This window comes from Enterobacter sp. 6722112, assembly GCF_058661685.1.
Map to the genome: position 1 here is coordinate 1 of NZ_JBZWGR010000007.1, position 24,951 is coordinate 24,951.

15 protein-coding genes, 1 tRNA gene and 3 rRNA genes are annotated in these 24,951 nt (G+C 55.4%); 13 read left to right on the forward strand and 6 right to left on the reverse strand.

The window, feature by feature from the left end:
* Positions 1-303 precede the first annotated feature (303 nt).
* From AC4OVU_RS01430 to aceK, 8 genes are all read left to right on the forward strand, one after another.
* Positions 304-1,845 (forward strand): 16S ribosomal RNA (locus AC4OVU_RS01430).
* Positions 1,846-1,929: 84 nt separating this feature from the next.
* Positions 1,930-2,005 (forward strand) — tRNA-Glu (locus AC4OVU_RS01435).
* Between the two features lie 183 nt (positions 2,006-2,188).
* Positions 2,189-5,094: ribosomal RNA gene (locus tag AC4OVU_RS01440) — 23S ribosomal RNA — on the forward strand.
* Between the two features lie 70 nt (positions 5,095-5,164).
* A 5S ribosomal RNA gene (gene rrf / locus AC4OVU_RS01445) occupies positions 5,165-5,280 on the forward strand.
* Together the 16S, 23S and 5S rRNA genes with 1 tRNA gene alongside form the textbook arrangement of a ribosomal RNA operon.
* Positions 5,281-5,498: 218 nt before the next feature.
* Complete coding sequence (gene metA, locus AC4OVU_RS01450) at positions 5,499-6,428, forward strand: homoserine O-acetyltransferase MetA (RefSeq protein WP_017382604.1); 930 nt, start codon at positions 5,499-5,501, stop codon at positions 6,426-6,428.
* A gap of 269 nt (positions 6,429-6,697) precedes the next feature.
* Positions 6,698-8,299, forward strand: coding sequence for a malate synthase A (gene aceB, locus AC4OVU_RS01455; RefSeq protein ID WP_129541617.1), 1,602 nt, complete (start codon positions 6,698-6,700; stop codon positions 8,297-8,299).
* Positions 8,300-8,330: 31 nt separating this feature from the next.
* A complete protein-coding gene (gene aceA / locus AC4OVU_RS01460; protein WP_110292434.1) occupies positions 8,331-9,635 on the forward strand; it encodes an isocitrate lyase in 1,305 nt (434 codons plus the stop codon).
* Positions 9,636-9,686: 51 nt separating this feature from the next.
* Positions 9,687-11,465 carry a bifunctional isocitrate dehydrogenase kinase/phosphatase gene (gene aceK, locus AC4OVU_RS01465; RefSeq protein WP_110292435.1) on the forward strand — a complete coding sequence of 593 codons (1,779 nt, stop codon included), beginning with the start codon at positions 9,687-9,689 and terminating at the stop codon, positions 11,463-11,465.
* On the opposite strand, the gene iclR is transcribed toward aceK, so the two are convergent.
* Positions 11,462-12,289, reverse strand: a complete 828-nt coding sequence (iclR, locus tag AC4OVU_RS01470) for a glyoxylate bypass operon transcriptional repressor IclR (RefSeq protein WP_129541616.1) — start codon at positions 12,287-12,289, stop codon at positions 11,462-11,464. The genes aceK and iclR overlap by 4 nt on opposite strands.
* 193 nt (positions 12,290-12,482) lie before the next feature.
* Between iclR and metH the strand changes: the two genes are divergently transcribed.
* Together metH and AC4OVU_RS01480 are read left to right on the forward strand one after the other, a co-directional pair.
* Positions 12,483-16,166, forward strand: coding sequence for a methionine synthase (metH, locus tag AC4OVU_RS01475; RefSeq protein WP_110292437.1), 3,684 nt, complete (start codon positions 12,483-12,485; stop codon positions 16,164-16,166).
* Between the two features lie 116 nt (positions 16,167-16,282).
* On the forward strand, positions 16,283-17,914 hold the full coding sequence (locus tag AC4OVU_RS01480) for a Na/Pi cotransporter family protein (protein ID WP_003860350.1): 1,632 nt from the start codon (positions 16,283-16,285) through the stop codon (positions 17,912-17,914).
* On the opposite strand, the gene AC4OVU_RS01485 is transcribed toward AC4OVU_RS01480, so the two are convergent.
* On the reverse strand, positions 17,911-18,198 hold the full coding sequence (locus tag AC4OVU_RS01485) for an addiction module antidote protein (RefSeq protein ID WP_023295755.1): 288 nt from the start codon (positions 18,196-18,198) through the stop codon (positions 17,911-17,913). The genes AC4OVU_RS01480 and AC4OVU_RS01485 overlap by 4 nt on opposite strands.
* A 6-nt stretch (positions 18,199-18,204) precedes the next feature.
* Positions 18,205-18,507, reverse strand: coding sequence for a type II toxin-antitoxin system RelE/ParE family toxin (locus AC4OVU_RS01490; RefSeq protein ID WP_015570164.1), 303 nt, complete (start codon positions 18,505-18,507; stop codon positions 18,205-18,207).
* A gap of 197 nt (positions 18,508-18,704) precedes the next feature.
* Between AC4OVU_RS01490 and rluF the strand changes: the two genes are divergently transcribed.
* Positions 18,705-19,577, forward strand: coding sequence for a 23S rRNA pseudouridine(2604) synthase RluF (rluF, locus tag AC4OVU_RS01495; protein WP_003860347.1), 873 nt, complete (start codon positions 18,705-18,707; stop codon positions 19,575-19,577).
* On the opposite strand, the gene AC4OVU_RS01500 is transcribed toward rluF, so the two are convergent.
* From AC4OVU_RS01500 to lysC, 3 genes are all read right to left on the reverse strand, one after another.
* Positions 19,578-19,850, reverse strand: coding sequence for a YjbD family protein (locus AC4OVU_RS01500; RefSeq protein WP_017382612.1), 273 nt, complete (start codon positions 19,848-19,850; stop codon positions 19,578-19,580).
* 50 nt (positions 19,851-19,900) lie between these two features.
* On the reverse strand, positions 19,901-20,845 hold the full coding sequence (gene panS / locus AC4OVU_RS01505) for a ketopantoate/pantoate/pantothenate transporter PanS (protein WP_015570166.1): 945 nt from the start codon (positions 20,843-20,845) through the stop codon (positions 19,901-19,903).
* A 93-nt stretch (positions 20,846-20,938) separates the two neighbouring features.
* Positions 20,939-22,288 carry a lysine-sensitive aspartokinase 3 gene (lysC, locus tag AC4OVU_RS01510; RefSeq protein WP_110292438.1) on the reverse strand — a complete coding sequence of 450 codons (1,350 nt, stop codon included), beginning with the start codon at positions 22,286-22,288 and terminating at the stop codon, positions 20,939-20,941.
* A gap of 374 nt (positions 22,289-22,662) precedes the next feature.
* On the opposite strand from lysC, the gene pgi reads away from it, so the two are divergent.
* On the forward strand, positions 22,663-24,312 hold the full coding sequence (gene pgi, locus AC4OVU_RS01515; RefSeq protein WP_032103668.1) for a glucose-6-phosphate isomerase: 1,650 nt from the start codon (positions 22,663-22,665) through the stop codon (positions 24,310-24,312).
* Between the two features lie 366 nt (positions 24,313-24,678).
* Positions 24,679-24,921, forward strand: coding sequence for an exopolysaccharide production protein YjbE (yjbE, locus tag AC4OVU_RS01520; RefSeq protein ID WP_003860341.1), 243 nt, complete (start codon positions 24,679-24,681; stop codon positions 24,919-24,921).
* The last annotated feature ends 30 nt before the right edge of the window (positions 24,922-24,951 follow it).

Sequence of the window (24,951 nt, forward strand, 5' to 3'; positions counted from 1 at the left end):
CCCTATAATGCGCCTCCATCGACACGGAACATGTGAATCACTTCACAAACAACCGGGTCGGTTGAAGAGAAAAAATCCTGAAATAACGGGTTGACTCTGAAAGAGGAAAGCGTAATATACGCCACCTCGCAACGGTGAGCGAAAGCCGCGTTGCACTGCTCTTTAACAATTTATCAGACAATCTGTGTGGGCACTCAAAGTGACATGGATTCTTAATGTCCTCGGACACTAAATGAATACCAAGTCTCAACGAGTGAACACGTAATTCATTACGAAGTTTAATTCATTGAGCATCAAACTTTTAAATTGAAGAGTTTGATCATGGCTCAGATTGAACGCTGGCGGCAGGCCTAACACATGCAAGTCGAACGGTAACAGGAAGCAGCTTGCTGCTTCGCTGACGAGTGGCGGACGGGTGAGTAATGTCTGGGAAACTGCCTGATGGAGGGGGATAACTACTGGAAACGGTAGCTAATACCGCATAACGTCGCAAGACCAAAGAGGGGGACCTTCGGGCCTCTTGCCATCGGATGTGCCCAGATGGGATTAGCTAGTAGGTGGGGTAACGGCTCACCTAGGCGACGATCCCTAGCTGGTCTGAGAGGATGACCAGCCACACTGGAACTGAGACACGGTCCAGACTCCTACGGGAGGCAGCAGTGGGGAATATTGCACAATGGGCGCAAGCCTGATGCAGCCATGCCGCGTGTATGAAGAAGGCCTTCGGGTTGTAAAGTACTTTCAGCGGGGAGGAAGGCGATAAGGTTAATAACCTTGTCGATTGACGTTACCCGCAGAAGAAGCACCGGCTAACTCCGTGCCAGCAGCCGCGGTAATACGGAGGGTGCAAGCGTTAATCGGAATTACTGGGCGTAAAGCGCACGCAGGCGGTCTGTCAAGTCGGATGTGAAATCCCCGGGCTCAACCTGGGAACTGCATTCGAAACTGGCAGGCTAGAGTCTTGTAGAGGGGGGTAGAATTCCAGGTGTAGCGGTGAAATGCGTAGAGATCTGGAGGAATACCGGTGGCGAAGGCGGCCCCCTGGACAAAGACTGACGCTCAGGTGCGAAAGCGTGGGGAGCAAACAGGATTAGATACCCTGGTAGTCCACGCCGTAAACGATGTCGACTTGGAGGTTGTGCCCTTGAGGCGTGGCTTCCGGAGCTAACGCGTTAAGTCGACCGCCTGGGGAGTACGGCCGCAAGGTTAAAACTCAAATGAATTGACGGGGGCCCGCACAAGCGGTGGAGCATGTGGTTTAATTCGATGCAACGCGAAGAACCTTACCTACTCTTGACATCCAGAGAACTTTCCAGAGATGGATTGGTGCCTTCGGGAACTCTGAGACAGGTGCTGCATGGCTGTCGTCAGCTCGTGTTGTGAAATGTTGGGTTAAGTCCCGCAACGAGCGCAACCCTTATCCTTTGTTGCCAGCGGTTAGGCCGGGAACTCAAAGGAGACTGCCAGTGATAAACTGGAGGAAGGTGGGGATGACGTCAAGTCATCATGGCCCTTACGAGTAGGGCTACACACGTGCTACAATGGCGCATACAAAGAGAAGCGACCTCGCGAGAGCAAGCGGACCTCATAAAGTGCGTCGTAGTCCGGATTGGAGTCTGCAACTCGACTCCATGAAGTCGGAATCGCTAGTAATCGTGGATCAGAATGCCACGGTGAATACGTTCCCGGGCCTTGTACACACCGCCCGTCACACCATGGGAGTGGGTTGCAAAAGAAGTAGGTAGCTTAACCTTCGGGAGGGCGCTTACCACTTTGTGATTCATGACTGGGGTGAAGTCGTAACAAGGTAACCGTAGGGGAACCTGCGGTTGGATCACCTCCTTACCTTAAAGAACCTGCCTTTGTAGTGTCCACACAGATTGTCTGATGAAAAGTAAATAGCAAGGCGTCTTGCGATTGAGACTGTACGTCCCCTTCGTCTAGAGGCCCAGGACACCGCCCTTTCACGGCGGTAACAGGGGTTCGAATCCCCTAGGGGACGCCACTTGCTGGTTCGTGAGTGAAAGTCACCTGCCGTCATATCTCAAAACTGACTTGCGAGTCATGTTTGAGATATTTGCTCTTTAAAAATCTGGATCAAGCTGAAAATTGAAACGACACACAGCTCATGTGTGTTCGAGTCTCTCAAATTTTCGCAATCAGAAGATGAAACATCTTCGGGTTGTGAGGTTAAGCGACTAAGCGTACACGGTGGATGCCCTGGCAGTCAGAGGCGATGAAGGACGTGCTAATCTGCGAAAAGCGCCGGCGAGGTGATATGAACCTTTGACCCGGCGATGTCCGAATGGGGAAACCCAGTGCAATCCGTTGCACTATCGTTAACTGAATACATAGGTTAACGAGGCGAACCGGGGGAACTGAAACATCTAAGTACCCCGAGGAAAAGAAATCAACCGAGATTCCCCCAGTAGCGGCGAGCGAACGGGGAGCAGCCCGGAGTCTGAATCAGCTTGTGTGTTAGTGGAACGGTCTGGAAAGTCCGACGGTACAGGGTGATAGTCCCGTACACGAAAATGCACATGCTGTGAACTCGAAGAGTAGGGCGGGACACGTGGTATCCTGTCTGAATATGGGGGGACCATCCTCCAAGGCTAAATACTCCTGACTGACCGATAGTGAACCAGTACCGTGAGGGAAAGGCGAAAAGAACCCCGGCGAGGGGAGTGAAAAAGAACCTGAAACCGTGTACGTACAAGCAGTGGGAGCCTCTTTATGGGGTGACTGCGTACCTTTTGTATAATGGGTCAGCGACTTATATTCTGTAGCAAGGTTAACCGTATAGGGGAGCCGAAGGGAAACCGAGTCTTAACTGGGCGTTAAGTTGCAGGGTATAGACCCGAAACCCGGTGATCTAGCCATGGGCAGGTTGAAGGTTGGGTAACACTAACTGGAGGACCGAACCGACTAATGTTGAAAAATTAGCGGATGACCTGTGGCTGGGGGTGAAAGGCCAATCAAACCGGGAGATAGCTGGTTCTCCCCGAAAGCTATTTAGGTAGCGCCTCGTGAACTCATCTTCGGGGGTAGAGCACTGTTTCGGCTAGGGGGCCATCCCGGCTTACCAACCCGATGCAAACTACGAATACCGAAGAATGTTATCACGGGAGACACACGGCGGGTGCTAACGTCCGTCGTGAAGAGGGAAACAACCCAGACCGCCAGCTAAGGTCCCAAAGTCATGGTTAAGTGGGAAACGATGTGGGAAGGCACAGACAGCCAGGATGTTGGCTTAGAAGCAGCCATCATTTAAAGAAAGCGTAATAGCTCACTGGTCGAGTCGGCCTGCGCGGAAGATGTAACGGGGCTAAACCATGCACCGAAGCTGCGGCAGCGACACTTATGTGTTGTTGGGTAGGGGAGCGTTCTGTAAGCCGTTGAAGGTGTGCTGTGAGGCATGCTGGAGGTATCAGAAGTGCGAATGCTGACATAAGTAACGATAAAGCGGGTGAAAAGCCCGCTCGCCGGAAGACCAAGGGTTCCTGTCCAACGTTAATCGGGGCAGGGTGAGTCGACCCCTAAGGCGAGGCCGAAAGGCGTAGTCGATGGGAAACAGGTTAATATTCCTGTACTTGGTGTTACTGCGAAGGGGGGACGGAGAAGGCTATGTCAGCCGGGCGACGGTTGTCCCGGTTTAAGCATGTAGGCGGAGGTTCCAGGTAAATCCGGTACCTTATTAACGCTGAGGTGTGATGACGAGGCACTACGGTGCTGAAGTGATAAATGCCCTGCTTCCAGGAAAAGCCTCTAAGCATCAGGTAACACGAAATCGTACCCCAAACCGACACAGGTGGTCAGGTAGAGAATACCAAGGCGCTTGAGAGAACTCGGGTGAAGGAACTAGGCAAAATGGTGCCGTAACTTCGGGAGAAGGCACGCTGATGTGTAGGTGAAGCCCCTGCGGGTGGAGCTGAAATCAGTCGAAGATACCAGCTGGCTGCAACTGTTTATTAAAAACACAGCACTGTGCAAACACGAAAGTGGACGTATACGGTGTGACGCCTGCCCGGTGCCGGAAGGTTAATTGATGGGGTTAGCGGCAACGCGAAGCTCTTGATCGAAGCCCCGGTAAACGGCGGCCGTAACTATAACGGTCCTAAGGTAGCGAAATTCCTTGTCGGGTAAGTTCCGACCTGCACGAATGGCGTAATGATGGCCAGGCTGTCTCCACCCGAGACTCAGTGAAATTGAACTCGCTGTGAAGATGCAGTGTACCCGCGGCAAGACGGAAAGACCCCGTGAACCTTTACTATAGCTTGACACTGAACACTGGTCCTTGATGTGTAGGATAGGTGGGAGGCTTTGAAGCGTGGACGCCAGTCTGCGTGGAGCCAACCTTGAAATACCACCCTTTAATGGCTGGTGTTCTAACGTAGACCCGTAATCCGGGTTGCGGACAGTGTCTGGTGGGTAGTTTGACTGGGGCGGTCTCCTCCCAAAGAGTAACGGAGGAGCACGAAGGTTGGCTAATCCTGGTCGGACATCAGGAGGTTAGTGCAATGGCATAAGCCAGCTTGACTGCGAGCGTGACGGCGCGAGCAGGTGCGAAAGCAGGTCATAGTGATCCGGTGGTTCTGAATGGAAGGGCCATCGCTCAACGGATAAAAGGTACTCCGGGGATAACAGGCTGATACCGCCCAAGAGTTCATATCGACGGCGGTGTTTGGCACCTCGATGTCGGCTCATCACATCCTGGGGCTGAAGTAGGTCCCAAGGGTATGGCTGTTCGCCATTTAAAGTGGTACGCGAGCTGGGTTTAGAACGTCGTGAGACAGTTCGGTCCCTATCTGCCGTGGGCGCTGGAGAATTGAGGGGGGCTGCTCCTAGTACGAGAGGACCGGAGTGGACGCATCACTGGTGTTCGGGTTGTCATGCCAATGGCACTGCCCGGTAGCTAAATGCGGAAGAGATAAGTGCTGAAAGCATCTAAGCACGAAACTTGCCCCGAGATGAGTTCTCCCTGAGACCTTGAGTCTCCTGAAGGAACGTTAAAGACGATGACGTTGATAGGTCGGGTGTGTAAGCGCAGCGATGCGTTGAGCTAACCGATACTAATGAACCGTGAGGCTTAACCTTACAACGCCGAAGGTGTTTTGGCGAAGAGACAGACACGATTTTCAGCCTGATACAGATTAAACAGAATTTGCCTGGCGGCTTTAGCGCGGTGGTCCCACCTGACCCCATGCCGAACTCAGAAGTGAAACGCCGTAGCGCCGATGGTAGTGTGGGGTCTCCCCATGTGAGAGTAGGGAACTGCCAGGCATCAATTAAGAAGAACCCCGTACCGTAAGGTGCGGGGTTTTTTGCTTTGCACGTTCTGAAAAGTCGGGTGGTGGCCCAGCCTTACCCGCCCTACATGCTTTTCCTCCTTGAAACTTTCTCACCTTTCGTTTGCAGACTCGACATTAACCCTGTTTCTGGGTATCGTTAGCTGTCTGGATGTCTAAACGTTTATACGTATGCTTTGAGGATTTAAGGTTATGCCGATTCGGGTACAGGACGAGCTACCAGCCGTCAATTTCTTGCGTGAAGAGAATGTCTTCGTAATGACAACTTCGCGTGCTTCTGGTCAGGAAATTCGCCCGCTGAAGGTGCTGATCCTTAATCTGATGCCAAAGAAGATCGAAACGGAGAACCAGTTCCTGCGCTTGCTCTCCAACTCTCCGCTTCAGGTTGATATCCAGCTGCTGCGCATTGACGCGCGTGAGTCACGCAACACGCCTGCTGAGCATCTGAATAACTTCTACTGTAATTTTGAAGATATTCGCGATGAGAATTTCGATGGACTGATCGTCACCGGCGCCCCGCTGGGTCTGGTGGAATTTAATGACGTTGCCTACTGGCCACAGATCAGGCAGGTGCTGGAGTGGGCAAAAGATCACGTCACGTCCACCTTGTTTGTCTGTTGGGCGGTACAGGCCGCGCTGAATATCCTCTATGGCATTCCCAAGCAAACCCGCAGCGACAAACTTTCTGGCGTATACGAACACCACATTCTTCACCCGCATGCGCTGCTGACGCGTGGTTTCGATGACACTTTCCTGGCCCCGCATTCTCGCTACGCCGATTTTCCGGCACAGCTGATCCGCGATTACACCGACCTGGAAATCCTGGCCGAAACGGAAGACGGCGATGCCTACCTGTTCGCCAGTAAAGACAAACGCATCGCGTTCGTTACCGGCCATCCTGAGTACGATCCGCATACCCTCGCGTCAGAGTATTTTCGTGACGTTGAAGCGGGTCTGAATCCGGATGTCCCGTACAACTATTTCCCGAAAAATGATCCGCAAAACACGCCTCGGGCAACCTGGCGTAGCCACGGAAATTTGCTGTTTACCAACTGGCTCAACTATTACGTCTACCAGATTACGCCGTACGATCTGCGCCACATGAATCCGACGCTGGAGTAATCGTCTGCATTAAACGATCCTAAAGCGTTTCAGCTATTCAGATCAGGCACCTTCGGGTGCCTTTTTTATTTCCGAAATCCAACTCAGCATCGTGAATAACTTTAATTTCATATTAATCAAATCATTGCACGCATAACTCAATTAAAATGGAAATAGTTTTTGATTTTGGAAAAATTATAGATAGTCTTAATTCTGCTGAGCGAAAACTACACAACGATCTTTCGCTCGCGTCGGGGGCGTGATTTGGATCTTTGATGAGGAGCAGAACGATGACTCAACAGGCAACAACGGTCGATGAACTGACCTTTACCCAGCCGAATGGTGTACAAGAACAGCACGTTTTGACGGCAGAAGCGGTAGAGTTTCTGACTGAACTGGTGACGCGCTTTACGCCACAGCGTAATAAACTGCTGGCGGCACGCATTCATCAACAGCAGGAGATCGATAACGGCAAGTTGCCAGGATTTATTTCGGAAACTGCTTCCATTCGTCATGGTGAATGGAAAATCCGCGGAATCCCTGAAGATTTACAGGATCGTCGCGTAGAGATCACCGGTCCGGTAGAGCGCAAAATGGTGATCAACGCCATGAATGCCAACGTCAAAGTATTTATGGCGGACTTCGAAGATTCCCTCGCGCCGGACTGGCAGAAAGTTATCGACGGGCAGATCAACCTGCGCGACGCCGTCAACGGCACCATCAGCTATACCAACGAAGCCGGTAAAATTTACCAGCTCAAACCGAATCCGGCGGTGCTGATCTGTCGCGTACGCGGTCTGCATTTGCCAGAAAAACACGTTACCTGGCGCGGAGAAGCGATTCCGGGCAGCCTGTTCGACTTTGCGCTGTACTTCTTCCACAACCATAAAAACCTGCTGGCGAAAGGCAGCGGCCCCTATTTCTATCTGCCGAAAACCCAGTCCTGGCAGGAAGCGGCATGGTGGAGTGAAGTCTTTAGCTACGCAGAAGACCGCTTTGGCCTGCCGCGCGGCACCATTAAGGCCACGCTGCTGATTGAAACCCTGCCTGCCGTATTCCAGATGCATGAGATCCTCCATGCGCTGCGTGACCATATTGTGGGCCTGAACTGCGGACGCTGGGATTACATCTTCAGCTATATCAAGACGCTGAAAAACCATGCCGACAGGGTATTGCCGGATCGTCAGGTTGTCACCATGGATAAACCGTTCCTCAGCGCCTACTCGCGCCTGCTGATTAAGACCTGCCACAAACGCGGCGCCTTTGCGATGGGCGGCATGGCGGCGTTTATCCCGAGCAAAGACGCAGAGCGTAACAATCAGGTGCTCAACAAGGTAAAAGCCGATAAAGAGCTGGAAGCCCGTAATGGCCACGACGGGACGTGGATTGCCCACCCTGGTCTGGCCGATACGGCGATGGAAGTCTTTAACCGCGTACTCGGCGACAACAAAAACCAGCTGTTTGTCACCCGTGAAGACGATGCGCCAATCGCAGAAGAACAGTTGCTGGCGCCGTGTGCGGGCGAACGCACGGAAGAGGGGATGCGCGCCAACATTCGCGTCGCCGTGCAGTACATCGAGGCATGGATCTCAGGCAACGGCTGCGTGCCGATCTACGGCCTGATGGAAGATGCCGCCACGGCTGAAATTTCACGTACCTCCATCTGGCAGTGGATTTATCATCAAAAAACGCTCAGCAACGGCAAACCGGTAACCAAAGCCCTGTTCCGTCAGATGCTGGCCGAAGAGATGCGGGTCATCCAGGACGAACTGGGCGAGCACCGCTTCAGCAGTGGGCGTTTTGACGATGCCGCACGTCTGATGGAGCAAATCACCACCTCTGATGACTTAATCGACTTCCTGACCCTGCCGGGCTACCGCTTCCTGGCGTAATTCACCACATAACAATATGGAGCATCTGCACATGAAAACCCGTACCCAACAGATCGAAGAGTTACAAAAAGAGTGGACCCAACCACGCTGGGAAGGCATTTGCCGTCCGTACAGCGCAGAGGAAGTGGTGAAGTTACGCGGCTCGGTTAACCCGGAATGTACGCTGGCGCAGAACGGCGCGGCGAAAATGTGGGATCTGCTGCATGGGGGGTCTAAAAAAGGCTATATCAACAGCCTCGGCGCGCTGACCGGCGGTCAGGCATTGCAGCAGGCGAAGGCCGGCATTGAGGCTATCTATCTTTCCGGCTGGCAGGTCGCGGCGGATGCTAACCTTGCCTCCAGCATGTATCCGGATCAATCTCTTTATCCGGCGAACTCGGTGCCGTCAGTGGTGGATCGGATCAACAATACCTTCCGCCGTGCGGATCAGATCCAGTGGGCCGCGGGTATCGAACCCCACGATCCGCGTTTTATCGACTATTTCCTGCCGATCGTCGCCGATGCGGAAGCCGGTTTCGGCGGCGTGCTGAACGCCTTTGAGCTGATGAAATCCATGATTGAGGCCGGTGCAGCGGCCGTTCACTTTGAAGATCAGCTGGCGTCGGTGAAGAAGTGCGGGCATATGGGCGGGAAAGTGCTGGTGCCAACCCAGGAAGCGATCCAGAAGCTGGTTGCCGCGCGTCTGGCTGCTGACGTGCTCGGCGTGCCGACGCTGGTGATTGCCCGTACCGATGCGGACGCGGCGGACCTGATCACCTCTGACTGCGACCCGTATGACAGCGAATTCATTACCGGCGAACGTACCAGCGAAGGGTTCTATCGCACACATGCCGGTATTGAACAGGCGATCAGCCGCGGCCTGGCGTATGCCCCTTACGCCGACCTGGTCTGGTGTGAAACCTCCACGCCGGATCTGGCGCTGGCGAAGCGCTTTGCCGATGCGATTCATGCGAAGTATCCGGGCAAGCTGCTGGCCTATAACTGTTCGCCGTCCTTCAACTGGCAAAAGAATCTGGACGATACGACCATCGCCAGCTTCCAGCAGCAATTGTCAGATATGGGCTACAAGTACCAGTTCATCACCCTGGCGGGTATCCACAGCATGTGGTTCAACATGTTCGACCTGGCGCACGCCTACGCGCAGGGCGAAGGCATGAAACACTATGTTGAGAAGGTGCAGCAGCCAGAATTTGCGGCGGGCAAAGAAGGATATACCTTCGTTTCGCACCAGCAGGAAGTGGGAACCGGCTACTTCGATAATGTGACCACGATTATTCAGGGCGGGGCCTCCTCCGTCACGGCATTAACGGGCTCGACGGAAGAAGCACAGTTCTAATCTTTTCCCCCTCTCCCCCCTCGGGGAGAGGGTTGGGGTGAGGGGGAATATATGTCGCGTGGTCTGGAATTACTGATTGCCCAAACTATTTTGCAGGGCTTCGATGCCCAGTATGGCCGCTTTCTGGAAGTCACCTCCGGCGCGCAACAGCGTTTTGAGCACGCCGACTGGCATGCGGTTCAGCAGGCCATGAAGCAGCGTATCCATCTTTATGATCACCACGTAGGTCTGGTGGTGGAGCAACTGCGCTGTATCACCGACGGTAAAAGCCCGGATGCGGAATTTTTACTGCGCGTGAAAGAGCATTACACCCATCTGTTACCCGACTACCCGCGCTTCGAGATTGCGGAGAGCTTTTTTAACTCCGTCTATTGCCGGTTATTTGACCACCGCTCATTATCTCCTGAGCGGTTATTTATCTTCAGCTCCCAGCCGGAGCGCCGCTTCCGTACCATTCCGCGTCCGCTGGCGAAAGATTTCTTTCCCGATCGCGGCTGGGAAAAGCTCCTGCACCGCGTCTTAACGGATTTGCCGCTGCGCCTGCCGTGGGAGAATAAACCCCGGGATATCGGCTATATCCACGCATATCTCAGTGAAACCTTCGGCGAGGAGGTGCTCAGCCGCAGCCATTTGCAGGTTGCCAACGAGCTTTTCTACCGCAATAAGGCCGCCTGGCTGGTGGGCAAACTGGTTACGCCGACAGCTATCGTGCCGTTTCTGCAACCCATTCACCGTACCGACGACGGCGAACTGTTTGTCGATACCTGCCTGACTACCAGCGCTGAGGCCAGTATCGTATTTGGCTTCGCCCGTTCCTATTTCATGGTCTATGCCCCACTGCCTGCCGCCCTGGTGGAGTGGCTGCGCGAGATCCTGCCGGGCAAAACCACCGCCGAGCTGTATATGGCGATTGGCTGTCAGAAGCATGCCAAAACGGAAAGTTATCGGGAATACCTGCGTTATGTCACCACGGCTGATGAGCAGTTTATCGAAGCGCCGGGGATCCGCGGCATGGTGATGCTGGTTTTCACACTGCCGGGCTTTGACCGCGTGTTTAAGGTGATTAAGGATAAATTTGCCCCGCAGAAAGAGATGACCGCCGCTCACGTCCGCGCCTGCTATCAGCTGGTTAAAGAGCACGATCGCGTCGGGCGAATGGCGGATACCCAGGAGTTTGAAAACTTTGTGCTGGATAAGCAGCAGATCGATCCGGCGCTGATGTCGCTGCTAATGCAGGAAGCGCCGACGAAAATTACCGATCTTGGCGATAAGATTGCGATTAGCCATCTCTATATCGAACGCCGGATGGTGCCGCTAAATATCTGGCTGGAGCAGTCCGAAGGTCAGGCTTTACGAGACGCCATTGAAGAGTACGGCAATGCGATTCGCCAGCTCGCCGCCGCCAATATTTTCCCCGGCGACATGCTGTTTAAAAACTTCGGCGTCACCCGTCACGGGCGGGTGGTGTTCTACGATTACGATGAAATTTGCTACATGACCGAGGTGAACTTCCGCGATATCCCGCCGCCGCGCTACCCGGAAGATGAACTGTCCAGCGAGCCGTGGTACAGCGTATCGCCGGGCGATGTGTTTCCGGAGGAGTTTCGCCACTGGCTTTGTGCCGACCCGCGCATCGGGCCGCTATTCGAAGAGATGCATGCCGATCTGTTCCGCGCCAGCTACTGGCGCGGGCTGCAAACGCGGATCAAAAATGGGCACGTGGAAGATGTCTACGCTTACCGCCGCAAGCAGCGGTTTTGCATCCGCTTTTCTCCCTCTCCCTGTGGGAGAGGGCCGGGGTGGGGGCATCAGGCGGCAATGCACGTTTAACGAATCCCACCATACGCCAGCGTCACCTCTTTCGCGGCCTTAATCACCATCGCGCCCAGCTCGGTGACGCGGTCGTCGGTCATGCGTGAAATCGGCCCGGAGATGGAGATGGCGGCAAACGGCTCGCGGTGCTCGTCAAAAATGCAGGACGCGAGGCAGCGCAGCCCGAGGGCATGTTCTTCGTCATCAAACGAATAGCCGCGCTTGCGGGTCAGAGCCAGATCTTCTTTCAGATGCACCGGCGACACCAGCGTGGCGTGGGTATAGGCGTGCAGTCCTTTACGGTGCAGCAGCCCCGTTACCTGCTCTTCGCTCAGCTGCGAGAGAAACGCTTTCCCTGCGCCAGAGGCGTGCATCGGCAGCTTGCCGCCAATCGGTGCGGACATGCGCATCAGCTGTGTACACTGCACCTGGTCGATGATAATCGCCTGGTGATCGCTCTGATCCAGTACGGCCAGGTTTACCGTCTCGCCGGACTCCTCCATTAGCTTGCGCAGAATCGGGTGGACAATCGCCAGCAGGTTGCGGCTTTGCAGGAAGCTGCTGCCGACAATAAATGCATGCGCCCCCACCGCCCAGTGCCCCAGCTCGCCCACCTGACGCACGAAGCCCAGCTGCTGCATGGTGGTCAGCAGACGGTGCGTGGTGGAGTTCGGCAGGCCAGCCTGCTGCGCCAGCTCCGTCAGGGCCACGCTACCATGCGATTCGGCTATCCATTCCAGCAGCTTCAGGCCGCGCGTCAGGGATTGAACCTGTCCGCTAGGTTGTGCAGCGGTGGTTGCAGCAGGTTTTCTGCCGCGTTTAGCGGGAACGGTCGTAACCATGACGAACTCCTTTTTCTGTATCGTGGAAATCATTTTCGTTTTATTTGGTGGTTTTGCAACCGCTTTCCTGACTGATCGGAGGAGTGATAGTGAACATGTCTCATGTTACCGCTGTGTGACTTTTCGACCCTGCGAGATTATGCCAGTATGGAACGCAGCCTTTTGGCCATGTTGAGCGTTGTCGGGAGCAAGTGTGAGCAGCAAAGTAGAGCAACTGCGTGCGCAGTTAAATGAACGAATTCTGGTGCTGGACGGCGGCATGGGCACCATGATCCAGGGCTATCGTCTGAGTGAAGACGATTTCCGCGGCGAGCGCTTTGCCGACTGGCCTTGTGACCTGAAAGGGAACAATGACCTGCTGGTGTTAAGCAAACCGTCTGTTATCAGGGATATCCACAACGCTTACTTCGAAGCGGGTGCGGATATTGTTGAAACCAACACCTTCAACTCGACAACCATCGCCATGGCGGATTACCAGATGGAATCCCTGTCGGCGGAGATCAACTTTGAAGCGGCGAAGCTGGCGCGCGCCTGCGCCGACGAATGGACGGCCCGTACGCCGGACAAGCCGCGCTACGTAGCCGGGGTGCTGGGTCCAACCAACCGCACCGCGTCGATTTCTCCGGACGTCAACGACCCGGCGTTTCGGAACATCACCTTTGACCAGCTGGTGGCCGCGTATCGTGAGTCCACTAAAGCGCTGGTGGAAGGCGGTTCCGACCTGATCCTGATTGAAACCGTATTCGACACCCTCAACGCCAAAGCCGCGATCTATGCGGTGAAAGAGGAGTTCGAGGCGCTGGGCGTCGACCTGCCGATCATGATTTCCGGCACCATCACCGACGCCTCGGGGCGCACGCTTTCCGGCCAGACAACCGAAGCGTTTTATAACTCCCTGCGCCACGCCGAAGCGCTCTCCTTCGGCCTGAACTGCGCGCTGGGGCCGGACGAACTGCGCCAGTACGTGCAGGAGCTTTCGCGCATCGCAGAGTGCTACGTCACCGCCCACCCGAACGCCGGTCTGCCGAACGCGTTCGGTGAGTACGATCTGGATGCCGACACCATGGCGGCGCAAATCCGCGAATGGGCCGAATCTGGCTTCCTCAACATCGTCGGCGGCTGCTGCGGCACCACGCCGGAGCATATCGCCGCCATGAGCCGCGCCGTCGCCGGGCTTGCACCGCGCAAGCTACCCGAGCTTCCGGTAGCCTGTCGTCTGTCCGGCCTGGAGCCGTTGACCATCGGCGACGACAGCCTGTTTGTGAACGTGGGTGAACGTACTAACGTTACCGGTTCTGCGAAGTTCAAGCGCCTGATCAAAGAAGAGAAGTACAGCGAAGCGCTGGACGTTGCCCGCCAGCAGGTGGAAAGCGGCGCGCAGATTATCGATATCAACATGGACGAGGGGATGCTCGACGCCGAAGCGGCAATGGTGCGTTTCCTCAATCTGATTGCCGGTGAGCCGGATATCGCCCGCGTGCCGATCATGATTGACTCTTCCAAATGGGAAGTCATCGAAAAAGGGCTGAAGTGCATTCAGGGCAAAGGCATCGTTAACTCCATCTCGATGAAAGAGGGCGTCGATACCTTTATCCACCACGCGAAGCTGGTCCGTCGCTACGGAGCCGCCGTGGTGGTGATGGCCTTCGATGAAGTGGGCCAGGCCGATACCCGCGAGCGCAAGATTGAGATTTGCCGCCGCGCGTACAAAATTTTGACCGAAGAGGTGGGCTTCCCGCCGGAAGACATCATCTTCGACCCGAACATCTTCGCCGTCGCGACCGGCATCGAAGAGCACAACAACTACGCCCAGGACTTTATCGGCGCGTGTGAAGACATTAAACGCGAGCTACCGCATGCGCTGATCTCCGGCGGCGTGTCAAACGTGTCGTTCTCGTTCCGCGGCAACGACCCGGTGCGTGAGGCGATCCACGCCGTATTCCTCTACTACGCCATCCGCAACGGGATGGACATGGGGATCGTCAACGCCGGCCAGCTGGCAATTTACGACGATCTGCCAGCCGAGCTGCGCGACGCCGTAGAAGACGTGATCCTCAATCGTCGTGACGACGCCACCGAACGCATGCTGGATCTGGCGGAAAAATACCGCGGCAGTAAATCTGACGAATCAGCCAACGTTCAACAGGCCGAATGGCGCTCCTGGGATGTGAATAAGCGTCTGGAATACTCGCTGGTAAAAGGCATTACCGAGTTTATCGAGCAGGATACCGAGGAAGCTCGTCAGCAGGCCGCCCGTCCGATTGAAGTGATCGAAGGGCCGCTGATGGACGGTATGAACGTGGTCGGCGATCTGTTCGGCGAGGGCAAAATGTTCCTGCCGCAGGTGGTGAAATCCGCCCGCGTCATGAAGCAGGCGGTGGCGTATCTGGAACCCTTTATCGAAGCCAGCAAAGAGAAGGGCTCCAGTAACGGTAAAATGGTCATCGCCACCGTGAAGGGCGACGTACACGACATCGGCAAAAACATCGTTGGCGTGGTGTTGCAGTGTAATAACTACGAAATTATCGATCTTGGCGTGATGGTCCCGGCGGATAAAATCCTCAGGACCGCGCGCGAAGTGAATGCGGATCTGATTGGTCTTTCCGGGCTGATTACGCCTTCGCTTGACGAAATGGTCAACGTGGCAAAAGAGATGGAGCGCCAGGGCTTTACCATTCCGCTGCTGATTGGCGGGGCAACCACCTCGAAAGCCCACACGGCGGTGAAAATCGAGCAGAACTACAGTGGGCCGACGGTGTATGTTCAAAACGCCTCGCGCACCGTGGGCGTGGTCTCCGCGCTGCTGTCCGACACCCAGCGCGATGACTTTGTCGCCCGCACCCGCAAAGAGTATGAAACCGTCCGCATTCAGCATGGACGTAAGAAACCGCGCACGCCGCCGGTTTCGCTTCAGGCGGCGCGCGATAACGATCTGGCGTTCGACTGGTCCAGCTATACGCCGCCGGTCGCACACCGTCTGGGCGTGCAGGACGTGACGGCCAGCATCGAAACGCTGCGTAACTACATCGACTGGACGCCGTTCTTCATGACCTGGTCGCTGGCGGGCAAATATCCGCGCATTCTTGAAGATGAGGTGGTGGGCGAAGAGGCGAAGCGCCTGTTTAAAGATGCTAACGACATGCTCGACAGGCTGAGCGCAGAGAAAGCCCTTAATCCGCGCGGCGTGGTGGGGCTGTTCCCGGCGAACCGCGTGGGCGACGACATAGAAATCTACCGCGATGAAACCCGCACCCACGTACTGGCCGTGAGTCATCACCTGCGCCAGCAAACCGAGAAAGTGGGCTTTGCCAACTACTGCCTGGCGGATTTCGTCGCACCGAAACTCTCCGGTAAAGCCGACTATATCGGCGCGTTTGCCGTAACCGGCGGTCTGGAAGAAGACGCGCTGGCGGATGCGTACGACGCGCAGCACGATGATTACAACAAAATCATGGTGAAAGCGATCGCCGACCGCCTGGCGGAAGCCTTTGCTGAGTACCTCCACGAGCGCGTACGTAAGGTGTACTGGGGCTACGCGGCGAATGAGAACCTCAGCAACGAGGAGCTGATCCGCGAAAACTACCAGGGCATTCGTCCGGCGCCGGGGTATCCGGCCTGCCCGGAACACACCGAGAAGGGCACTATCTGGAAACTGCTGGACGTCGAAGCGCATACGGGCATGAAACTCACCGAGTCGTTCGCCATGTGGCCGGGCGCGTCCGTCTCGGGCTGGTATTTCAGCCACCCGGACAGCAAGTACTTCGCCGTGGCGCAGCTACAGCGCGATCAGATTGAGGATTACGCTCTGCGTAAAGGCATGAGCGTGTCAGAGGTGGAACGCTGGCTGGCGCCGAATTTGGGCTACGACGCAGACTAACGTCACTTTTCCTTACAACAAACAGGGCACCTCAACGGTGCCCTGTCTCTTTCTTACGTTTAAACCCTTATACTGAACCTCAGGAAAACGAATAACGATAAGGAGGAATGCCTACCGTGTTGACGTTGTTACACCTGCTCTCCGCAGTCGCACTGCTGGTATGGGGCACTCATATCGTTCGGACCGGCGTGATGCGCGTGTTTGGCGCACGTTTACGTACCGTTCTCAGCGGCAGCGTTGAGAAGAAGCCGCTCGCTTTCTGCGCAGGTATTGGCGTCACGGCGCTGGTGCAAAGCAGCAACGCCACCACCATGCTCGTCACCTCGTTCGTGGCGCAGGATCTGGTGGCGCTCGCCCCGGCGCTGGTGATTGTCCTTGGCGCCGACGTCGGTACCGCGCTGATGGCGCGTATCCTGACGTTCGATCTCTCCTGGCTGTCCCCGCTGCTGATTTTTATCGGCGTCATTTTCTTCCTCGGCCGTAAGCAAAGCCGTGCCGGGCAGCTTGGCCGCGTCGGTATTGGCCTCGGGCTGATCCTGCTGGCGCTGGAGCTGATTGTGCAGGCTGTCACGCCGATCACCCAGGCCAACGGTGTGCAGGTCATCTTCGCCTCGTTAACCGGCGATATTATGCTGGATGCGCTGATCGGCGCGGTATTCGCCATCGTCAGCTACTCCAGCCTGGCAGCGGTCCTGCTGACGGCGACCTTAACCGCCGCAGGGGTAATTTCCTTCCCGGTGGCGCTGTGCCTGGTGATCGGTGCCAACCTCGGCTCTGGCCTGCTGGCGATGCTCAACAACAGCGCCGCCAACGCTGCCGCCCGCCGGGTGGCGCTGGGGAGTTTACTGTTTAAGCTGGTGGGTAGCCTGATCATTCTGCCGTTTGTGCACCCGCTGGCGAACCTGATGGATAATCTCTCTCTGCCGAAAGCGGAGCTGGTGATCTACTTCCACGTCTTCTACAACCTGGTGCGCTGTCTGGCGATGGTGCCGTTTGCCGCGCCGATGGCCCGCTTCTGCGAGCGGCTTATTCGTGATGAACCGGAGCTGGACGCGCGCCTTAAACCGAAGCATCTGGACACCTCGGTGCTGGATACTCCTGCGCTGGCAATCGCCAATGCCGCCCGCGAAACGCTGCGCATGGGCGACGCGATGGAAACCATGCTGGAAGGGCTGCAAAAGGTGATGCACGGCGAGCCGCGCGAAGAAAAAGAGCTGCGCAGGCTGGCGGACGATATCAACGTGCTGTATACCGCCATCAAGCTCTATCTGGCGCGGATCCCCCAGGACGAGCTGGCGGAAGAGGAGTCGCGCCGCTGGGCGGAAATCATCGAGATGTCGCTTAACCTGGAGCAGGCTTCGGATATTGTCGAGCGTATGGGCAGTGAAATCGCAGACAAATCCCTGGCCGCACGCCGGGCGTTTTCTGTTGAAGGGCTGAAAGAGCTGGAAGCGCTGCACGAACAGCTGGTCAGCAACCTGAAGCTGGCGATGTCGGTCTTCTTCTCCAGCGACGTGCCAAGCGCGCGCCGCCTGCGCCGCAATAAGCATCGTTTCCGCATCCTTAATCGCCGCTACTCACACGCCCACGTTGAGCGTCTGCACCAGCAGAACGTGCAGAGTATCGAGACCAGCTCACTCCACCTGGGACTGCTGGGCGATATGAAGCGCCTGAACTCGTTGTTCTGTGCGGTGGCGTACAGCGTGATGGAGCAGCCGGATGAAGACGATGAGCGGGATGAGTATTAATCCCCAGAGGGTTTGATTGTTAACCCAAGGCCCAATGCTTTCATGACCGCCAGCGTGGTTTTGAGCGTTGGGTTCCCCTTATCACTGAATGATCGATACAGTTGTTCTCGTGACAGGCCCGTTTGCTGGGAAATGGTCGACATCCCTTTCGCTCGGGCGATGACGCCCAGCGCTTTAGCAATGTACGCTGAGTCACCCGTCTCTAATGCATCAGCCATAAACACAGCGATTTCCTCGTCATCCAGCAGTGCGTTGGCTGGATCGTAGGGTGTTAATTTATGCATGCTCATTCACTCCTGCCATTGGGATACATTGCTCAGCATTTTTGCCATAAGTATGTCTCTGGCCTGGCTGCTTTTGTCACCACCACATAACAGCACGATGATGCTATTGCCCTGGTCCTTAAAATAGATCCTGTAGCCCGGGCCAAAGTGGATCCTCAGTTCACTGATACCTTCCCCCACGGGTCTAATGTCGCCCGCTAAGCCATTTGCCAGCCTAAAGAGGCGGGAAGCGATAATCGTCTTTGCCCGCCTGTCCTTTAAATTTTGCTCCCAGCGTCGGAAGGATTCTGTCTGAACGATCTCCTTCATATTACTCCCTGTGATTTATAAACTACAAGCAATTGTCTCTGGAGAGTAAAGCTAAAAGGAGTTAGCCCAAGGATAAATAGCCTGACGCTAAATCCTGAAAGCGTCTCGCAAACTAAAAAACCCGTCTCAGTTACCGTCGGCTAATCTTTTTTTCCAGCCCAAACCTAAGGTATATTTCGCCCTTCACAGGAGAAACTATGCTGCCAACTCAATCAACCCGATTAAACAAATACATTAGCGAGAGCGGGATCTGCTCACGTCGCGAGGCTGACCGTTACATTGAACAAGGTAACGTGTTTCTTAACGGCAAGCGCGCCACCATCGGTGACCAGGTGGTGCCTGGCGATGTGGTTAAAGTGAATGGTCAGGTCATCGAACCGCGTGATGCTGAAGACCTGGTGTTTATCGCGTTGAATAAACCGGTTGGGATTGTCAGCACCACGGAAGACGGTGAACGGGACAACATCGTTGATTTCGTGAACCACAGCAGCCGTATTTTCCCGATTGGTCGCCTGGATAAGGACTCTCAGGGGCTGATTTTCCTTACCAACCACGGTGACCTGGTCAACAAAATTCTGCGTGCCGGTAACGACCACGAGAAAGAGTACATTGTTACGGTGAACAAGCCGGTCACGGACGAGTTCATCCGGGGAATGGGCGCAGGTGTGCCGATTCTGGGCACCGTGACGAAGAAGTGTAAAGTCAGAAAAGAGGCGCCGTTTGCGTTTCGTATCACGCTGGTGCAGGGCCTGAACCGCCAGATCCGCCGCATGTGCGAGTACTTCGGTTATGAAGTGACGAAGCTGGAACGCACGCGCATCATGAACGTCAGCCTGTCCGGGATCCCGCTGGGCGAGTGGCGTGACTTAACGGATGACGAGCTGATCGAGCTGTTCAAACTTATCGAGAACTCCTCGTCCGAAGCGAAGCCGAAAGCTAAAGCCAAACCGAAAACGCAGGCGATTAAGCGTCCGGTGGTGAAGGCACCGCAGGCGGAAGAGAAAGGGCGGGGCAAGCCGGGCAACGGAAAACGCTTTACCCAGCCGGGGCGCAAAAAGAAAGGGCGCTGATTAGCGCCTTCCACGGGTTGATGTGCTGGCGGACCAGGAAAAAGTCGCCTCTGCATCGGGTTTATAAGCCTGCTCTTTTTTCAGCTTGCGGGCTTTTTTCGCCGCGGCATCACGTTGCGCCATCAGTTTATCGATGTACTCTTTTTTAACCTGATTGGTTTCGGCGTTCGTCAGCGTGCGGCCATGCGCGATGCGGGCGCGGTCGAGAAGCGTTTTCAGTTCGCGCTGCTCGGCTTCGGTCATGTCTTTCTGGGTCAAACGTGGTGTAGCCATTGCTGAAGCCTCCTGATGGGGAGGCTTCAGTGTAAAGCAAGCCGGGTCAATTAACCCTGTTTCACCGCATCTTTTTTCGGTTGGTCATCAATCGGCTTACCGGACCAGTATCCTGCTAACAGCGAACCGGACAGGTTGTGCCAGACAGAGAACAGCGCCCCCGGTAGCGCTGCCAGCGGTGAGAAGTAAATTTTACCCAGCGCCGCCGCCAGGCCGGAGTTCTGCATCCCCACTTCGATCGCCAGCGTGCGGCAGGTGGATTCGTCAAAGCCAAACAGCTTTCCGCCCCAGTAACCGCCCAGCAGACCAATAGTGTTATGCAGCACAACCGCGACGATCACCACAAAGCCCACCGAAGCAATGTGCGATGCGGAACCGGCTACCACGGCGCTGATAATGGCCAGAATGCAGACCATCGAAAACGCGGGCAGATACGGCTCAACCGCTTTCACCACCCGCGGGAAGAGATGGTGGATCACCAGCCCCAGCGCAATCGGGATCACCACGATTTGCAGGATGCTGAGCAGCATGCCCATCACGTCCACCTGGATATGCGCGTCCACATACAGGCGGGTTAACAGCGGCGTGGCAATCACGCCCACCAGCGTGGAAACGGACGAGATGGTGACGGAGAGCGCCACGTCGCCTTTCGCCAGATAGATCATGACGTTAGATGCCGTACCGCTGGCGACGCTCCCCACCAGCACCATCCCGGCGGAAAGGTCGGGCGGCATCTTAAAGGCCATCGCCAGCAGCCAGGCCGCGAGCGGCATCACCAAGTAGTGCAGGAAAATCCCTGCGGCAACCGGTGCCGGGCGAGACAGCACGCGTTTGAAATCGTCAATTTTCAGATGCACGCCCATGCCGAACATAATCAGCATCAGCAGCGTGGTGACCCACGGACCAATGCCCGTGAACGTGGCAGGAGTGTAATACGCGAGTACAGAGAGCAGCAGCGCCCATAACGGGAACAGCCGGGTGATAGCGGAGAGCATAGTGAATTCCTTGCAGTATTGTCGTGTTGTTTTGTTATAAAAAAGCCGGGTCTGTGCCCGGCTTATTGATATTGTTTATCGTGCTAACGAATTTTATTCAAACAAATTCTGATGAAGTTTCTGCACGACCTGCTCGGCCTGATCGGCAGGGACCAGGAAGCAGAGGTTGTAGCTGGACGCGCCGTAGCAAATCATGTGGATATTGAACGGGTCGAGCACGCCGAACACCTCTTTGCCCACGCCACAGGCGCGCGACAGCTTATTACCGATGATGGCAACCAGCGCCAGATCTTCTTCCACCTCCACGCGGCACAACTCGGAAAGCTCAATCAGCAGCGACTGCGTCAGCAGGGTGTCGCCGGTAGAGGTGGAGCCGGTGGTGTCGAGCGTCAGCGCGATGCTGACTTCTGACGTGGTGATTAGGTCCACGGAGATATTGTGGCGCGCCAGGATGCCAAACACTTCCGCCAGAAATCCACGGGAGTGCAGCATATTATGGCTGTGCAGGGTAACCAGCGTCTGCTTACGACGCAGGGCCAGCGCGCGGAACAGCGGTGGGTTCTCGGTTTTCTTGCAGACCAGCGTCCCGCCCGCCTTTGGATCTTTACTGGAGCCAACGAAGACCGGAATGTCGCTGCGCACGGCGGGCAGCAGCGTGGCCGGGTGCAGCACTTTCGCGCCGAAAGTCGCCATTTCAGCCGCTTCTTCAAAGGCGATCACGTCAATACGTTTTGCCGCAGAGACCACGCGCGGGTCGGTGGTGTAGATACCCGGCACGTCCGTCCAGATATCCACGCGGGTGGCGTGCAGGGCTTCACCCAGCAGGGCGGCGGTGTAGTCGCTACCGCCACGGCCCAGCGTGGTTGTGCGCCCTTTGGCTTCGCTGCCGATAAAGCCCTGGGTGATCACTATGCCTTCATCCAGGCGCGGGGCAAGCTGCTGGTTAGTCAGCTCAGCCAGGGCTTCCACGTCCGGCTCGGCGCGGCCAAAGCGGTCGCTGGTGCGCATCACTTTACGCACGTCGAACCACTGCGCCTGAATATTGCGCTCGCGCATGATCTCAACGAACAGCAGGGTGGACATCAGTTCGCCGTGGCTGACCAGTTCATCGGTCAGTGCGCTGGAGGTGGCCAGCGACGCGGCTTCAGCCAGGGTGGTGATATTTTCCAGCAGGCGTTCCACTTCCTCACGAATGACGTTCGGGTTTTGCAGACGCTCGAGAATGTCGAACTGAATTTTGCGCAGTGCATCAAGCTTCACGAAACGCTCGGTCGCTTCCAGTCCTTCAGACAGGGAAACCAGCAGGTTCGTCACGCCGGCTGAGGCGGAAAGCACCACCAGGCGGGTATTCGGATCGGCCAGCACCACATCGGCGCTGCGGTTCATGGCATCGTAGTCTGCCACACTGGTGCCGCCAAACTTGGCGACCACAAAACTCGTCATAACAACCTCGTGTCAGGGAATGAATAGAGCGACCTTGGCACAAGAATGAAGCGAGAACAGGTGCAGGCGCAAAATACGGCCCTATAAATAAAATGCGGGGGAGGTCCTGTCAATGCTGGGATTATGCGGATTTTTCATGGGGGGGTACCCCTCAGAAACAGGACTTATAACAGGCCCATATTTTATGCTCCTTTTTCCCTCTTTTTGACCAACATTTCGCCACGCCGGAAGGGCGCGACAGCAGCTATACTTTTCGGGTCTTTTCACCTGCGTTTGATGCAGACCAGGGCAATGGCATAAAAACCATCACAATTTTTATTTGCAGGCGCTACAATCGACCGCAGTCACAATTCTCAAATCAGAAGAGTATTGCTATGAAAAACATCAACCCAACGCAGACCGCTGCATGGCAGGCACTACAGAAACATTTTGATGAAATGAAAGACGTCACCATCGCGGAACTGTTCGCGAAAGATGCCGATCGTTTCAGCAAGTTTTCCGCCACCTTCGATGACCTGATGCTGGTGGATTTCTCCAAGAACCGTATCACCGAAGAGACGCTGGCGAAGCTGCAAGATCTGGCGAAAGAGACTGAGCTGGCAGATGCCATCAAAGCCATGTTCTCTGGTGAGAAAATCAACCGCACCGAAGACCGTGCCGTCCTGCACGTGGCCCTGCGTAACCGTAGCAATACGCCAATTATCGTTGACGGCAAAGATGTGATGCCGGAAGTGAACGCGGTGCTGGAAAAGATGAAAACCTTCTCTGAAGCGATCATCTCAGGTAGCTGGAAAGGCTACACCGGCAAAGCGATCACCGACGTCGTAAACATCGGTATCGGCGGCTCTGACCTCGGCCCGTTCATGGTGACCGAGGCGCTGCGCCCGTACAAAAACCACCTCAACATGCACTTCGTGTCCAACGTCGATGGGACTCACATCGCTGAAGTGCTGAAAAAGGTGAACCCGGAAACCACGCTGTTCCTGGTGGCGTCTAAAACCTTCACCACTCAGGAAACCATGACCAACGCCCACAGCGCGCGCGACTGGTTCCTGAAAACCGCGGGCGACGAAAAGCACGTGGCGAAACACTTTGCGGCGCTGTCCACCAACGGTAAAGCGGTGGGTGAGTTCGGTATTGATACCGCGAACATGTTTGAGTTCTGGGACTGGGTGGGCGGCCGCTACTCACTGTGGTCTGCGATCGGTCTGTCCATCATCCTGTCCGTGGGCTTCGACAACTTCGTTGAACTGCTCTCCGGCGCGCACGCGATGGACAAACACTTCTCCACCACCGCGCCTGAGAAAAACCTGCCGGTGCTGCTGGCGCTGATCGGGATCTGGTACAACAACTTCTTCGGCGCTGAAACCGAAGCGATTCTGCCGTACGACCAGTACATGCACCGCTTTGCGGCCTACTTCCAGCAGGGCAACATGGAATCCAACGGCAAGTACGTTGACCGTAACGGCAACGCGGTGGATTACCAGACTGGCCCAATCATCTGGGGCGAGCCGGGCACCAACGGCCAGCACGCGTTCTACCAGCTGATCCACCAGGGTACCAAAATGGTACCGTGCGATTTCATCGCCCCGGCGATTACGCACAACCCACTGTCCGACCACCATCCGAAGCTGCTGTCTAACTTCTTCGCCCAGACCGAAGCGCTGGCGTTCGGTAAATCCCGCGAGGTGGTTGAGCAGGAATACCGTGACCAGGGTAAAGATCCGGCTACGCTGGAGCACGTTGTGCCGTTTAAAGTGTTCGAAGGCAACCGTCCAACTAACTCCATTCTGCTGCGCGAAATCACGCCGTTCAGCCTGGGTGCGCTGATTGCCCTCTACGAGCACAAAATCTTCACTCAGGGCGCTATTCTGAACATCTTCACCTTTGACCAGTGGGGCGTTGAGCTGGGCAAACAGCTGGCAAACCGCATTCTGCCAGAGCTGGGTGACGATAAAGCGATCGACAGCCACGACAGCTCCACCAATGGTCTGATTAACCGTTATAAAGCCTGGCGTGCGTAATAAATATGTCATGAACAATGCCGGCGATATGCCGGCATTTTTTTATCGGATAATTCCTGATGTCTGTTAGTTATCTCAAATTCTGAATCTGAGTTTAATCCGAAAAAGACGGTAACCCCGTTAATTGCTGAGGTTTATTTTAAGAAAATACGGAGTGATATTTTAATGTTCTTATATTATAAGTTGTTGATTTATAGTGATTATATATTTCCTTGATTATTTTTTCCTTCCATTTTTAACCATTAGTCTGAAAACCTCATCCCTATTTACCTCCACGGTAAACCCACTGCTTTAGTTGTGTATACTCGAATCCGCCTGAATTTCTTTTCGGGCAAATCTCCATTCATTCATTGAAGGGAAATTGTTATGAAGAAAGTACTGTATGGCATTTTTGCCATATCTGCGCTTGCGGCGACGTCTGTCTATGCAGCTCCGGTCCAGGTCGGGGAAGCAGCAGGGTCGGCAGCGACGTCTGCGTCTGCGGGGAGTTCTACCGCAGCCAGCACCAGCGCCGTAAGTTCAGCCGTGGGTGTCGCGCTGGCGGCAACCGGTGGCGGTGATGGCTCCAATACCGGAACCACGACCACTACGACGACCAGCACCCAGTAATAACGGGTGTTTTAATCATAACCACACTTC

Bases quoted from the DNA above. Each gene is read 5' to 3' on its own strand.
- aceK (WP_110292435.1), top strand. From the start codon at position 9,687: ATGTCGCGTGGTCTGGAATTACTGATTGCCCAAACTATTTTGCAGGGC.
- rluF (WP_003860347.1), top strand. From the start codon at position 18,705: ATGCTGCCAACTCAATCAACCCGATTAAACAAATACATTAGCGAGAGC.
- AC4OVU_RS01485 (WP_023295755.1), bottom strand. From the start codon at position 18,198: ATGCATAAATTAACACCCTACGATCCAGCCAACGCACTGCTGGATGAC.
- AC4OVU_RS01500 (WP_017382612.1), bottom strand. From the start codon at position 19,850: ATGGCTACACCACGTTTGACCCAGAAAGACATGACCGAAGCCGAGCAG.
- AC4OVU_RS01490 (WP_015570164.1), bottom strand. From the start codon at position 18,507: ATGAAGGAGATCGTTCAGACAGAATCCTTCCGACGCTGGGAGCAAAAT.
- aceA (WP_110292434.1), top strand. From the start codon at position 8,331: ATGAAAACCCGTACCCAACAGATCGAAGAGTTACAAAAAGAGTGGACC.
- aceB (WP_129541617.1), top strand. From the start codon at position 6,698: ATGACTCAACAGGCAACAACGGTCGATGAACTGACCTTTACCCAGCCG.
- lysC (WP_110292438.1), bottom strand. From the start codon at position 22,288: ATGACGAGTTTTGTGGTCGCCAAGTTTGGCGGCACCAGTGTGGCAGAC.
- pgi (WP_032103668.1), top strand. From the start codon at position 22,663: ATGAAAAACATCAACCCAACGCAGACCGCTGCATGGCAGGCACTACAG.
- metA (WP_017382604.1), top strand. From the start codon at position 5,499: ATGCCGATTCGGGTACAGGACGAGCTACCAGCCGTCAATTTCTTGCGT.
- iclR (WP_129541616.1), bottom strand. From the start codon at position 12,289: ATGGTTACGACCGTTCCCGCTAAACGCGGCAGAAAACCTGCTGCAACC.
- yjbE (WP_003860341.1), top strand. From the start codon at position 24,679: ATGAAGAAAGTACTGTATGGCATTTTTGCCATATCTGCGCTTGCGGCG.
- panS (WP_015570166.1), bottom strand. From the start codon at position 20,845: ATGCTCTCCGCTATCACCCGGCTGTTCCCGTTATGGGCGCTGCTGCTC.